11 protein-coding genes are annotated in these 14,724 nt (G+C 30.7%); 9 read left to right on the top strand and 2 right to left on the bottom strand.

What is annotated here, in order from left to right; all coding sequences use genetic code 11:
- Nucleotides 1-49: 49 nt before the first annotated feature.
- The 3 genes from NST87_RS07405 to NST87_RS07395 all read left to right on the top strand — a co-directional run bounded on the left by NST87_RS07405 (nucleotide 50) and on the right by NST87_RS07395 (nucleotide 5,716).
- Nucleotides 50-1,276 (top strand): AI-2E family transporter, encoded by a 1,227-nt coding sequence (locus tag NST87_RS07405; protein WP_340721501.1) that lies wholly within the window; start codon nucleotides 50-52, stop codon nucleotides 1,274-1,276.
- Between the two features lie 914 nt (nucleotides 1,277-2,190).
- Nucleotides 2,191-4,713, top strand: coding sequence for a bifunctional lysylphosphatidylglycerol flippase/synthetase MprF (gene mprF, locus NST87_RS07400; protein WP_340721500.1), 2,523 nt, complete (start codon nucleotides 2,191-2,193; stop codon nucleotides 4,711-4,713).
- A gap of 436 nt (nucleotides 4,714-5,149) precedes the next feature.
- Nucleotides 5,150-5,716, top strand: a complete 567-nt coding sequence (locus tag NST87_RS07395; protein WP_071560502.1) for a hypothetical protein — start codon at nucleotides 5,150-5,152, stop codon at nucleotides 5,714-5,716.
- Between the two features lie 117 nt (nucleotides 5,717-5,833).
- Here NST87_RS07395 and NST87_RS13800 read toward each other — a convergent pair.
- Nucleotides 5,834-7,377 (bottom strand): IS3 family transposase gene (locus NST87_RS13800; RefSeq protein ID WP_437129139.1). Its coding sequence is split into 2 segments (ribosomal slippage): nucleotides 5,834-6,700 and nucleotides 6,703-7,377, totalling 1,542 coding nucleotides; the frame shifts between segments, so codons are not numbered across the junction.
- Between the two features lie 395 nt (nucleotides 7,378-7,772).
- On the opposite strand from NST87_RS13800, the gene NST87_RS07380 reads away from it, so the two are divergent.
- From NST87_RS07380 to NST87_RS07360, 5 genes are read left to right on the top strand one after another with little or no spacing between them, the layout of a single operon-like run.
- Nucleotides 7,773-8,780, top strand: coding sequence for a LacI family DNA-binding transcriptional regulator (locus NST87_RS07380; RefSeq protein WP_019468742.1), 1,008 nt, complete (start codon nucleotides 7,773-7,775; stop codon nucleotides 8,778-8,780).
- 46 nt (nucleotides 8,781-8,826) lie between these two features.
- Nucleotides 8,827-9,216 carry a D-ribose pyranase gene (rbsD, locus tag NST87_RS07375; RefSeq protein ID WP_019468743.1) on the top strand — a complete coding sequence of 130 codons (390 nt, stop codon included), beginning with the start codon at nucleotides 8,827-8,829 and terminating at the stop codon, nucleotides 9,214-9,216.
- A gap of 12 nt (nucleotides 9,217-9,228) precedes the next feature.
- The gene (locus NST87_RS07370; RefSeq protein WP_340721499.1) at nucleotides 9,229-10,704 is read left to right on the top strand and encodes a sugar ABC transporter ATP-binding protein; all 1,476 of its coding nucleotides are present in this window, start codon (nucleotides 9,229-9,231) and stop codon (nucleotides 10,702-10,704) included.
- Entirely contained in the window at nucleotides 10,705-11,652 is a 948-nt protein-coding gene (locus tag NST87_RS07365) for an ABC transporter permease subunit (RefSeq protein ID WP_019468745.1), read from the top strand.
- Between the two features lie 15 nt (nucleotides 11,653-11,667).
- Nucleotides 11,668-12,579, top strand: a complete 912-nt coding sequence (locus NST87_RS07360; protein WP_019468746.1) for a D-ribose ABC transporter substrate-binding protein — start codon at nucleotides 11,668-11,670, stop codon at nucleotides 12,577-12,579.
- Between the two features lie 65 nt (nucleotides 12,580-12,644).
- On the opposite strand, the gene msrA is transcribed toward NST87_RS07360, so the two are convergent.
- Nucleotides 12,645-13,145, bottom strand: coding sequence for a peptide-methionine (S)-S-oxide reductase MsrA (gene msrA / locus NST87_RS07355; RefSeq protein WP_026034773.1), 501 nt, complete (start codon nucleotides 13,143-13,145; stop codon nucleotides 12,645-12,647).
- Between the two features lie 140 nt (nucleotides 13,146-13,285).
- Between msrA and NST87_RS07350 the strand changes: the two genes are divergently transcribed.
- Nucleotides 13,286-14,263 (top strand): LCP family protein, encoded by a 978-nt coding sequence (locus tag NST87_RS07350; protein WP_019468748.1) that lies wholly within the window; start codon nucleotides 13,286-13,288, stop codon nucleotides 14,261-14,263.
- Nucleotides 14,264-14,724: the final 461 nt, after the last annotated feature.

Below are 14,724 nucleotides of genomic sequence, written 5' to 3'. Positions count from 1 at the left end.
TATGCGCTAAAAGATCAATATATTTTGAAAAATAAGGTTTGGTGATGTTATGTCAAATGAAGATAATTTAAAGCAAGAAACAGAATCTAAGAAAAGTAAGTTAAAACTAAGTTTCCCCGAAACGCGTTTTATGAAGTTTTTAGGAGGCAAAGATTTAGTTTTTGCTTTGCTTATATTAATATTTATTGGCTGTGCGATTTTTATATTTGATCAAGTTTCTTATATTTTTAAACCATTTATCATTGTTTTTAATACAATTGTAGCACCAATCATTGTATCGATTATATTATATTATTTATTTAACCCATTAGTTAATTTGATGGAACGATATAATATATCAAGACTTTGGGGTGTGATTATATTATTCTTAGTCATTATTGGTGTAATTGCGTTAGCTATTAATTTATTGATACCTGTGATTGGCGCTCAGTTTAAAAGTTTTGGAAATAACTTCCCATACTATGTAGATAAGGTCAATAAATTTATAGATAGTGTAACGAAATACTCTTTAATTTCTAATTTTTATGGACAAATTCAAGATCAATTAGATTCATTGGCGAAAAAATTACCTTCAATGGTGTCTGATTATTTTAATGGTTTTGGTTCTAAAGTTAAAAATTTTGCTGAAGCTTTAGTAAATGTTGGCGTTGTAATTGCTACAACACCATTTGTTTTATTCTTTATGCTAAAAGATGGGCACCGCTTCAAAGAATTTTCAACAAACTTAATGCCGCCTAAATTTAGAAAAGATTTTCATGATTTATTAGATAAAATGAGTCTACAAGTTGGTTCTTATATCCAAGGACAAATTATCGTATCGTTCTGTATTGGTATATTATTATTTATTGGGTATAGTGTCATCGGTTTAGACTACAGTTTAATTTTAGCTTCAATCGCTGCAGTTACAAGTGTTGTTCCATATATTGGTCCGACGATTGCGATTTCACCAGCAATTATAATTGCTTTAATTACTTCACCGATTATGTTACTGAAGTTAGTGGTTGTTTGGACAGCTGTTCAATTTATTGAAGGGCATTTCATTTCTCCGAATATCATGGGTAAAACATTGAAAATTCATCCATTGACAATTATATTCATCTTACTAAGTGCAGGTAATTTATTAGGTGTTGTCGGTGTTATTTTAGGTATTCCTGCTTATGCGATATTGAAAGTATTAGTTTCGCATTTGTTTACCATGTACAAACGTCGTTATAATAAATATTATGGTGATGATGCAGGGGAATATGAAATTACTTCTGATGAAGAAATTCGTTGATTTAAAATTTAAAAAATGTATTAAAAGGCTGAGACATAAGGTTCTTGGTCAAGTGAAAAAAGGCAATTTCTATTGAAATAATATAGAAATTGTCTTTTTCATTATTGTTTTGATTATTGTTAGCTTATTGAGCTATTTCTATTGTATTAAAACATATCATTTATAGCGATTTTGCATCGTGCGGACGCCCGGGGAAATGATATGAGTGAGAGACTACAGGCTCGAGCCATATCCCCAGGCAAGCATGCACAATCAAAATCGTAAGTTTTTTATATAAAATGGGCTCTTTCATCATGAGTACTCATATTAAGTTATATCTTTTGATTAATTAAAAATATGACTTGCTTTAGTTGTATAAGTTAAATAATGCGAAGCTATTTCTATTGTATTAAAACATATCACTTATAGCGATTTTGCAATCGTGCGGACGCCCGGGGAAATGATATGAGTGAGAGACTACAGGCTCGAGCTATATCCCCAGGCAAGCATGCACGATCAAAATCGTAAGTTTTTTATATAAAATGGACGCTTCCATCATGTGTACTCATATTAAGTTATATCTTTTGGTTGATTAAAAATATGACTTGCTTTAGTTGTATAAGTTAAATAATACGAAGTTATATCTTTTGTATTAAAACACATCTCTTATAGAGTTTTTGCATCGTGCGGACGCCCGGGGAAATGATATGAGTGAGAGACTACAGGCTCAAGCCATATCCCCAGGCAAGCATGCACGATCAAAATCGTAAGATTTTATATAAAATGAACTCATCTATCATGTGTAAACTTTTAAAACGAAGTATATAGAGTCTAACAATATTGTAATATATAACAGGTATAAGAATTATTTATTAAAAATAAGAATTGTGCTATATTTTAAATATTATATGAATATAGAAAAGTGATGTGAACACATGTCAAAGAAGTTAGGAAATAAAATATTAACAATAATGAAAGTTATATTTGCACTTTCGTTATTTATATTTGTTGTTTTTACGTTATATAAAGAACTAGCGAATATAAATTTAAAAGAAACGATTCATTCTATAAAAGATATTAATAGTGTATGGTTGGTTGTGCTGTTTACGAGTGGTGGCCTAGCCATATTGATATTATCGATGTATGATGTAATTTTAGCTAAGGTATTACATTTGAAAATTTCATTAGTTAAAACCGTACGTATAGGATATATCGTAAATGCTTTGAATGCAGTATTGGGTTTTGGGGGATTTATAGGAGCGAGTGTAAGGTTTTTATTATATAAAGATACTACGGAAAATAAAAAGGGCTTACTACACACTATTTCTATTGTTTTAATCTCTATGTTGACTGGTTTGAGTATGCTTTCCATTTTAGTAGTATTTCATGTATTTGATGTTAGGCACGTATTTAGTCCATTCCCTTGGATTAGATGGTTAATGTATATTGTAGCATTATTTTTGCCAATCTTTATTTTCTTTACAATTTGGAAACCAGTCAATAAAAACAGTAAACTGACTGGGATATATTGCACCATTGTTTCTAGTATTGAATGGATGATTGCTGCTTTAGTGTTATACATGGCACTATTAATTGTTGGTATACATGTACATTTTCCTGTATTCATGGGGATATTTATCATTGGTGCTTTATCTGGGTTAATAAGTTTCATTCCCGGAGGATTTGGTACATTTGATTTGGTACTATTACTAGGATTGAAAAGTTTAAACATTCCAGAAGAGAAAATTGTTTTAGCTTTATTACTCTACAGGTTAGCTTATTACCTATTTCCTGTTTTAATTGCACTTATTCTCTCAACATTTGAATTCAGAAATACTGCAAAACGTTATTGGGATGACTCTAAAATTATGATACCTGTCAAAGATATGTCATCACTTCTAGCATCTTATCAAAAGGATATTTTAACAAGAATTCCAGCGTTTTCGATTGCATTATTACTTTTATTTACGAGTGCTTTATTTTTCTTTAATAACATTACAATTATTTATGATGGGTTATATAGTAACAATCATGCGTTTTATTATATTATAGCGTCTATCCATACTTGTGCATGTCTATTATTATTGTTGAATGTGATTGGTGTATATCATTTATCTAAGAGAGCACTTTTGTTCGCTATCAGTTCAATCATCATTATATTTAGCGTCACAGTTTATACTTATCCTTCTTTGATTCTTTTGAGTTGGTTAATAACTATGTTTGTAATGCTTGTTTTATTTTATAGAAACGCACGTGTCATAAAGCGTCCATTTAGATATACGAAACTATTATCTAGTGTAATCATAGGCGCATTAGTGTTGTTCATTAACCATGTGTTTATAAAAAATACATTTTATACTTTAGATATTTATCATTTAGAAGTAGATACCTCTCTTTTAAGATATTATTTTTGGTTCACAATTATTACGGTAGTTATTATAGTAAGTGTTATTGTGTGGTGGTTTGAAGCAAGATTTAAATCTGCAGGCAGTAATCACAATCTAGAGCAATGTGAAACAATCATTCAAAAATTTGGCGGGAATTATTTAAGTCATCTCATTTATAGTGGCGATAAGAAGTTTTTCTTTAATGAACAGCAAGACGCATTTGTGATGTATCGTTATAAACGAAATGCATATATTGTTTTAGGTGATCCCATCGGAAATAGTGCATCGTTCCATGAGTTGCTTGAAACATTTTATAATGAAGCACACTATTTAGGTTATGATATTATTTTCTATCAAGTAACTGACAAATATATGTCAATTTACCATGATTTTGGAAATCAATTTTTTAAATTAGGTGAAGAAGCTATTATTGATTTATCAACTTTTACTACTTCAGGAAAAAAGAAGCGTGGCTTACGTGCTACCCTGAACAAACTAGAAGATTTGGGTTGTAATTTTGAGATGATAGAGCCGCCTTTTGCACAAAACATATTTGATGAATTGAAACAAATAAGTGATGATTGGTTATCAGGATCTACAGAAATGCAATTTTCAGTAGGGCATTTTAGTGAACATTATATATCACAGGCGCCGGTTGGAGTCATTAAAGATAAAGAAAAAGCTATTATTGGTTTTTGTACATTTATGCCTGTCAATGATAATTCGACATTATCTATTGACTTAATTCGTTGGAAATCAGATGCTACCTTACCACTGATGGATAGTTTATATCTGCATATGCTATTATGGGCTAAAGCAAATCATTATCAATACTTTAATATGGGCATGGCCACACTGTCTAATGTAGGTAAAGTACCGTTTTCATTTTACAGAGAAAGACTTGCTGGTAGAATATTTGAGCATTTCAATGGCTTATATAGATTTCAAGGTTTAAGACGTTATAAAGAAAAGTTCAATCCCAACTGGCAACCAAGATTTTTAGTATATCGTAAAGGGAATTCATTATGGATAAGTATGACAAAAGTCATGCGCGTAATTAGAAAAAAATAATAAAAAACAACCAACAATCCCGTTAATGATTGTTGGTTGTTTTTTGGAGTTATAGCTTTTAATGGTTTTTGTAGTTAATGCCGGAGAAGTTATTAACTACTTTTTAATAAACTAACTATATACTTTCTAAATATCATTTTGACTCTAACTATATTTATGAATTTCTAGTTACCCCTTTGTCTAAGGTGTACATATAATATATCATCAATAGAAAACGCTTTCAATACTATAATATCATATCATTTGAATAAAAATTGACATTTTATATAGTTAATTTCATTTTGAAACTTAAATGTATTTTTACATCGGATTAAAGTTAATATTTGCAATTTGAATTATTATCAATTGTTATATTATTAAAATACATTCAATATTTTAAGATTATGTAGTAACATGTAAATATTAATGCTTGCAGTGAGTGCAATGGGGTGAAAAAATGAAAAAAGTTATCGTTTATTTGGTATTAATAATGCTTTTAGTTGCGTTAACGTTATCAATTAAGTCGTTATATGATACCATACACACAAATTACAAAGGTTCGAACCAATCTACTCAAAATGAAAAGTTTAAAAAGGAAAAAAATCCAAAGTATAAAACACCTAAGATTAATGTATTATCGCAACAATTCAGTGAAAATTTCATGAATAGTGATGTAAGAAATAGTTATATGCATATTTCAAAAGGTATGCATAAGCGTAAAGTTGAAACATATTTTGGTGATAGTGAAAATATAATACAAATTGCTAATGTGAAAGCATATAAATATGGTAACATCGCAGTTTTATTTAAAAATGATAAAGTTCAACGAATTTTTGTTGTTCCTGATAATGTTACTGTTGAATCGTTTGCTCAAGTACATGGTCACAGAGCATTTAATAGTCATAATCGCACGATAATATATGATGATAATCCATCTAATCATTTTTCTGTTAAAGTATATTTTGATTCAAATGAAAAAGTGACGGCAATAGAAAATATAGATCAAGTATCTACTATAAAATAGATATTAATGAGCGTAGACATAATGTTCATTATAAACTTTAAAGACTTATCCGAATTATGAACTGCACCCTGTCAAGTAGACAGTGAAAAAAACAAAATGTTTATGGCTACCTTATATTTACGATATAAGGGTAGCCATTTTTAATGTTATTCTTTCTTGATTAAAAAATTCTATATATGAATTAATTGCTTTTATTGCTGTAGCCTTGTCTTTAAAAATCACTTTTTTTCTTCCTCTAAACAATTCACTTTTAATAGTTCCCCATACACCTTCCATAGGTCCATTATCTATGCAACATCCTGGTCGTGACATACTTTGTTTTATACCAAGTTGCTCTAACGTAACTTTAAATAATCTGCTTGTATATTGATATCCTCTGTCGCTATGTAAGAGTATACCTTCGGTATTCGGCACAAGTTTGACTGCTTTTTTGAGCGTATCTAATACAAATTTATTGTTATTTGAGGTACTTAATTTATGACTGATAATCTGTTTGCTGCCTAAGTCATAAATAGCACTTAAGTAAAGTTTTTTACCATTGCTTAGTTTGAATTCTGTAACGTCAGTTAACCATTTTTTATTTGGGATTTGTTCTTCAAATTTTCTATTTAATATATTATGTGCTGTAATTTCAGGTGTTGTTTTAATATATCGTTTTCTTTTAGGGCGGATAGTAGATTTTAGATTCAGTTGATTCATCAATCTATAGACACGTTTATGATTTACTTTTTGATGTAGTTTAAGTCTTAAATATATGTATATACGACGATATCCATATATGCCTTTGTATTTATTGTAGATATCAACGATATCTTTGATCAATTTTTGGTTTTCAATTTCTTTATTTGATGGTTTGCGATGTAACCATTTATAGTAACTTGAACGTGATATCTTTAATACTGAACATAACCAAGCTATCGGATAAAGGTTTTTAAATGCTTTTACCGTTTGGTATGATGCTTTTTGTCTGATGCCTGTTTCATCAACTTCCTTTCTATTTCTTCTTCCTTTTTTAAAACGTCATTTTCCATTTGAAGAAATTTATTTTTCTCTTTAAGTATCTTAATTTCAGCTTTTAATGCCTCTTCAGGTGTTAATACAGACTGGGGTTTCCCTTTTCCACGTCCATCTTTAAGCCCATCATATCCATGCAAGTTGTACTTTTTTACCCAGTTATATACTTGGCTATAATTGATGTTAAAATGATTTGCTGTTGTCTTATACGATTGGCCATGATTCATATAATAATCAACGATTTCTACACGATCTTCAAATGTTAATGATTTATATTTCAATTGATACACCTCGGGTTTTGGAGAATATGTTTTTAATATTTTACCCGACAAATACTTTGAAATCCATTTGTTTACAGTTGAAGTAGTGGGGATATTATATTTAACTACTAAATCAGTTAAAGATAGGCCATCATTTATATATTCGTGCACAACTTTAAGCTTAAATTCATTTGAGTAGGTATTATTTCTCTGAATTGGTAAAAGCACCTTTATTCCATGCTTCTTAAATTTATAATAGTTAATCAATAATGTTCTAGGAGAACAATTTAAATTTAATTTTTGAATTACATTTTTCATACTATATCCTTCTTCATATAAGCTGAAAGCTTTTTGATAAGTTTCAGGTGATAATTTTCTATGAGTCATAAAAAAGCTCCCTTCAAAGTTTACATTTTTAAGTGTCTACTTTGAAGGGAGCATATCATTAACAGGATGAGTCTTTTTTATTTATATTTATATGTGGTGAAAGAAATGTGGTTTTCAAGAAAATGATGAAATTATAACTTAATAAAAGTAAATGAAAATTTGAATATATTTTTATTTAGTATAACTATTAGCGCAATAGTTTATAAAATACGTTTAAAGTAAGCAATACGTCAGTTTTTTAGTAATAAAATGGTAAGATATTTATATTTTTGGTCCGATTAGTATAAACCAACGTTTTTGAGCTATATAAATAAATTAATAAAAACATGGAATATAAAGTAATATAAAAATTAAAATTTCAAATAAACTACCAAAAGAGAAATTATTATGATATTATGAAAACGGTTACAAAAATAGAGGTGATTTTTATAGTAACAATAAAAGAGGTAGCTAAGTTAGCTGGTTGTTCTGTAGCAACGGTATCTAGAGTTATAAATAATAATGGATATGTAAAAGCTCAAACAAAAATACAAATTGAACGTGCGATTCATGAGCTTAACTATCAACCTAATGAAGCAGCACGTACATTATATAAACGAAAGTCAAAAATGATTGGTTTATTATTGCCAGATATCAGTAATCCTTTTTTTACATTGATAGCGAGAGGTGTTGAAGATATAGCGCTTGCGCATGGTTTTCAAGTTTTAATTGGAAATAGTGACAACGATGTTGATAAGGCTAAAGATTATCTTTCTACTTTCAATGCTTATAATTGTGTAGGCGCGATTACTACAGCATTTGCTGATGATCAAATCGAAAAGTTATTAGTATCGCAAGGTATTCATTATGTATTTGTAGATCGTGTTAAAGATGAAGGTAATGGTATTTCTATGAATCATTTTGAAGGCGGACAATTACAAGCTCGACTTGTGTTAGAAGGTAAACCAAAAAATATTTTAATCCTTCATTTAGATTTGAATATTGAGGCATTTAAATTGAGAATAGATGGCATTAAACAAGCATTGAACAATTATGATGTAAGTTATTACGATTGTTCAGCAGAGACTTTAAAAAATAAAAGTGCATTTATTTCATTAGTTAAAGATTTACATATTGATAGCATTATATGTAGCAACGATGTACTTGCAATTGAAACAATGGGACTTATTCAGCAATTTCAATTGAGAGTTCCTGAAGAGATTCAAATTGTGGGTTATGACAATATACCTTTCTCTACAATGACATTTCCTCAAATTGCAACTATTGATCAGTCCGCATATTTTTTAGGACAACAAGCGGTATCAATTTTATTAAAATTAAATAAAAACTGTGTAGTAAATCAACAAGAAAATACGCTAAAGTTATCTACTAAACGTAGAGGTAGTGTTAGATTTGAGCAATAATATGTAACGGGTTACATAAAATATGATTTAACGAAAGGGGAATTAAATGTATAAAACAGGTATTTTGAACAGTGAAATTTCTAAGGTATTAAGTGATTTAGGGCATACAGATACAATTATCATTGCTGATTGTGGATTACCAATACCAGATGGTGTTAAAAAAATTGATTTAGCATTAACTTTTGGGCACCCTTCATTTGAAGAAGTATTTAATTTAGTTAAAGCACATATGAAAATTGAACAGCTTACCATTGCAAATGAAATGATAAAACAAAATAGTGCGTTATATGTGAAATTATTAGCTGAAAATATTGATATGGTCACGGAATCCCATGAAAAATTAAAAATGTATAGTAAGGATGTTAAAGCAATTATAAGAACAGGTGAAGCGACACCTTACGCAAATGCAATTTTATCAAGCGGTGTTTTATTTTAAGGGGTGAAAAATATGATAACGATGAATCAAATTCATAAATCATTTGGTCAAAATGATGTCTTAAGAGGTGTTGATTTTGAAATCAATGATGCAGAAATACATGCATTAATGGGTGAAAATGGTGCAGGTAAGAGTACACTCATGAAAATATTAACAGGTGTATATAACGCTGATAGCGGTAATGTTTTAGAAGATGGTCAACCTATTCATTTTAAAAATACGATGGATGCTGAACAAAACGGTGTGTCATTTATACAACAAGAATTAAATATTTGGCCAAACCTTACAGTGCTTGAAAATTTATTTTTAGGAAAAGAAGAAACAAAAATTTTTGGCATTGTTGATAATAAAAAAATGAAACAACGTGCTTTGGCTATTTTTAAAAAATTAAATATTGATATCGATTTAAATCGCATGGCAGGTACTTTATCAGTCGGCATGCAACAGATGCTCGAGATCAGTAAAGCATTAATGGAAAAATCGAAAATCATTATTATGGACGAGCCTACTGCTGCTCTGACAAATAATGAAATAAATACATTGTTTGAACAAATCAAAAATTTAAAAAAAGAAGGCGTTTCTTTTATATATATATCACATAGAATGGAAGAAATTTTTGCAATCTCAGATCGTATTACAGTAATGAGGGATGGTCGTTCGATATTAACTAAAGAAACTCAAAATACGACGCATGCTGAGATAGTAAAATCTATGATTGGTAGAGATTTAGATAATCAATACCCTGTTAGACAATATCATCAAGGTGATGTTGTGCTCTCTGTTGAAAATTTAGATTCGGCTGAACATCATTTAAAACATATTAATTTTGATTTACATAAAGGTGAAATACTTGGTTTTAGTGGTTTGATGGGGGCCGGTCGTTCAGAAATTATGAGAGTACTTTTTGGCTTAGATAAAGGGAATAAATCAGTGAAACTTAACAATCAGCAATTACAGATTCAAAATCCCAATCAATCCATTTCACAAGGCCTGGCTTTTATCACTGAAAATAGAAAAGAAGAAGGCTTAGTTTTACAAGATTCAATTTTAGAAAATATTACACTACCTGCTTTGAAAAGTTTTTCTAGTTCTGGTTTTTTAACGCAACATGCTATGGAACAATATTCAGAACAAATGGTTCAGCGTTTAAATATTAAAGGCAAAATAGGAGATACTTGTGGCAACTTATCAGGTGGTAATCAACAGAAAGTAGTTTTAGCTAAATGGATTGCGACCGCACCGCACGTGTTAATACTAGATGAACCAACACGAGGCATTGATGTAGGTGCTAAACGTGAGATATACCAATTGATGCATGAATTAACTGACCGAGGTATGTCTATTATTATGATTTCATCAGAACTACCAGAGATTATAGGTATGAGTGATAGAGTTGCGGTTGTACATGAAGGATCCATTGTAGGAACATTAGAGGGTTCAGCTATCACAGAAGAACGTATTATGACTTTGGCTACAGGGGAAAAATAAATGAAACAGTCTAAATTATCATTTTCTTATTCGTATTTGGAAAAAATTATACCTTTTATTGGGTTAATACTATTAGTTGTTATTATTAGTGTCTTAAATAGTGCTTTTTTAGAACCTTCTAACTTATTTAATTTATTAAGACAAGTTTCTATTAATGGTTTGATTGCATTTGGCATGACTTTCGTAATATTGACTGGAGGCATTGATTTATCAGTAGGTTCAACGTTAGCGTTATCTAGTGCTTTTGTAGCGATTTTAATGGTTTCAGGTATGGATTCTATTGTAGCTCTATTCATGGGGTGTATATTTGGTGCGATTTTGGGAGCTGCGAACGGCTTACTCATCACAATAGGTAAAATGGCACCTTTCATTGCAACGCTAGCTACAATGACTGTGTTTAGAGGATTAACACTTGTCATTACAGATGGAAATCCTATTACAAATTTAAATGGCAGTTACGCATTTCAATTATTTGGTAGGGGTTATTTTTTAGGGATTCCAGTACCAGCTGTCACAATGTTTATTACATTTATCATATTATATATTGTGCTACATAAAACCGTATTTGGTAGACAAACCTATGCTATGGGTGGTAATGAAAAAGCAGCATTTATTTCAGGAATTAAAGTTAATAAAATTAAAATAATGATTTATAGTTTAGCCGGCTTAATGTCAGCTATGGCAGGATCAATTTTAACTTCACGTTTAAATTCAGCACAACCAACAGCAGGGATGTCCTATGAATTGGATGCCATTGCAGCAGTTGTACTAGGAGGAACTTCTTTAACTGGTGGTAAAGGTCGTATAGTTGGAACATTAATTGGTGTGTTAATTATTGGTGTTTTGAACAATGGTTTGAATTTACTAGGTGTATCTTCATTTTACCAACAAGTGGTTAAAGGTGTCGTTATTATTATTGCAGTACTGATAGACAGAAAAAATAAATAATTGGAGGTGTTGATATTGAAAAAACTTTTTATAACTACAATAGCTATTTTATTATTTTTAACAGGTTGTTCCCTAGAATCACCCATAGAAAAAAATGATAATGGTAAAGTAGATAAGAAAAAATCTGATGTTGTTATTGGTGTGAGTATTTCTACTTTAAATAACCCTTTCTTTGTGAAAATTAAAGATGGTATTGAGAAAGAGGCAAAGAAACAAGGTGTCAAAGTTAAGTTTGCAGATGCTCAAGATGATGCAGCGAAACAAGCTAACGATATTGATGATTTAATCCAACAAAAAGTGGATTATCTGATTGTAAATCCAACAGATTCTGATGCGATATCAGGTAGTATCCAAATCGCGAATGATGAGGCAATACCAGTTATTACGTTAGACCGAGATGTAGCTAAAGGGGATGTTGCTTCATTTATTGCTTCCGATAATATCAAAGGCGGTGAAATGGGTGGTGAACTCATTGTCGATGAATTGGGTGAAGATGCGAAAGTAGCGGAACTTGAGGGCGTTCCTGGTGCCAGTGCTACACGTGAACGTGGTAAAGGTTTTCATAACGTCGCAGATAAATCACTTGATGTAGTTTCCAAACAAAGTGCTAAGTTTAATAGAACAGAAGGTTTAAATGTAACGCAAAATATTATTCAAGCTCATCCTGACATCAAAGCTATTTTTTCTCAAAATGATGAAATGGCTTTAGGAGCAGTAGAAGCGATAGGAAATAAGGATATTAAAGTCATTGGTTTTGATGGTAATGAAGATGCGATAAAATCTGTTGAAAAGGGTAAGTTGTTTGCTACAGTTGCGCAACAACCTAATTTGATGGGAGAAGAAAGTATTAAAACAATAATGAATTTATATAATGGTAAAAAGGTTGAGAAAAAGAATAAAATACCTTTAGAAATGAAACGACAATAAATCATTTTGAAGCTTGAGTAATAAATAAAAAACCGGATGCATAAGGCACCGGTTTTTTTATGTGTTTACTTAAATTTTTGTCGTTCTTGTTGTTCTTGAGCATATCGTTCAGGGTTTTTCTTATAAAAATTTTGATGCTCCGCTTCAGCTTCATAAAATGTAGAAGCGGGTAATATTTTTGTAGCAATAGCTTTTTCTTTATCTATACTTTGTTTTAATTGTTCTACATAATCTTCAGCTACCGCTTTTTGGTCTTCATTTGTATAAAAAATTGCTGTTTTATATTGTGACCCTCTGTCTTGGAATTGTCCACCTTCATCAGTTGGATCTATTACAGAAAAGAATATTTCTAATAATTTATTGTAGGAAAATAGAGCGACATCATACTCTATTTCAACTGTTTCGTAATGCCCGGTGTCACCCGTTTTAACTTCTTCATACGACGGATTATCTGTATGACCTCCCATGTAACCAGAAGTCACTTTCTCAATCCCTTCAAATGTGTCGAAAGGCTTGACCATACACCAAAAGCAACCTCCAGCGAAGTATGCCTTGTTTATATTCATGTTTAACATCCTTTCCATATTAGACCTTAGTACCATATATTAAGATATCACTTGATTTTTATTCAGTTTTTATATAACTTTAATATATGTTAATTATAGTACATAGCAGTGCAATTTTGAAGATATAAGGTTGATTACATATGAATGAACACAAACACAGTAGTAAAGAAAGTGCAAACACAGAAGAACAACCGACGATGCGTAGGACAAAAAAGAAGAAATTAAAAAAATTTCCGATTGTCATATTAATCATTGTAATTATTTTAGCCATTATTGTTGGTTATTCTGTTCATGGTTATAAATCAGGTATTGAATACGCAAAAGATCATGGCAAAACGCTCAAGCAACATAAATTTAATGGTGCTAAAAAAAATGATGGAAAAATTACGATTATGGTCTTAGGTGCAGATAAAGAGCAAGGCGGTATTTCTAGAACCGACTCGATTATGATTGCACAATATGATTATATTCATAAAAAGATGAAGATGATGTCTGTAATGCGGGATATTTATGCAGATATACCAGGCAATGGGCAACATAAAATTAATTCAGCTTATTCTATCGGTGGACCTGAATTATTACGACAAACATTAAAGAAAAACTTAGGTATAGACCCTGAGTATTATGCAATACTTGATTTTACCGGTTTTGAAAAAATGATTGATGAACTGGAACCTAACGGTGTACCGATTGATGTTGAAAAAGATATGTCTAAAAATATAGGTGTATCGCTTAAAAAAGGTCATCATCGATTAAATGGTAAAGAATTATTGGGTTATGCTAGATTTAGACATGACGAGGAAGGCGATTTTGGACGTGTAAGACGTCAACAACAAGTCATGCAATCACTTAAACAAGAATTGGCTAGTTTAGATACGCTACCTAAATTGCCTAGAGTTGCAGGTATTTTAAGAGGTTATTTAAATACGAATATGCCAGATTCTGCGCTCATTCAAACTGGTTTGAATTTTGGAATACGTGGTGATAAAAAAGTAGACTCTATCACTTTACCTGTACCAAACACTTATCAAGATATTCAGTCACCAATGGATGGTAGCGCGCTAGAAATCGATAAAGCAAAAAACAAAGAAGAAGTACAGAAATTTTTGAATGAATGATGAATAAAAGCATTCATTTAAATGTGAATGAAATATAAATCTCATACTTAAAAAGGGCTAATCCTTTTTGATATGCTCCCTTCAAAGTAGACACTTAAAAATGTAAACTTTGAAGGGAGCTTTTTTTATTTGAAAATTTACGATTTTGATCGTGCATGCTTGCCTGGGGATATGGTTCGAGCCTGTAGTCTCTCACTCATATCATTACCCCGGGCGTCCGCACGATTGCAAAATCGCTATAAGTGTTGTGTTTTAATGCAAAAGAAATAGCTTCGTATTATTTAACTTATACAACTAATAGCAAGTCATATTTTTAATTAACCAAAAGATATAACTTAATATGAGTACACATGATGGAAGCGTCCATTTTATATAAAAAACTTACGATTTTGATCGTGCATGCTTGTCTAGGGATATGGCTTGAGCCTGTAGTCTCTCACTCATATCATTACCCCGGGCGT

The organism is Staphylococcus sp. FSL W8-0271 (assembly GCF_038006605.1).
Classification (GTDB): domain Bacteria; phylum Bacillota; class Bacilli; order Staphylococcales; family Staphylococcaceae; genus Staphylococcus; species Staphylococcus cohnii.
The sequence above is the reverse complement of the archived record's forward strand: the minus strand, read 5'-3'. Positions and strand labels throughout refer to the sequence as shown.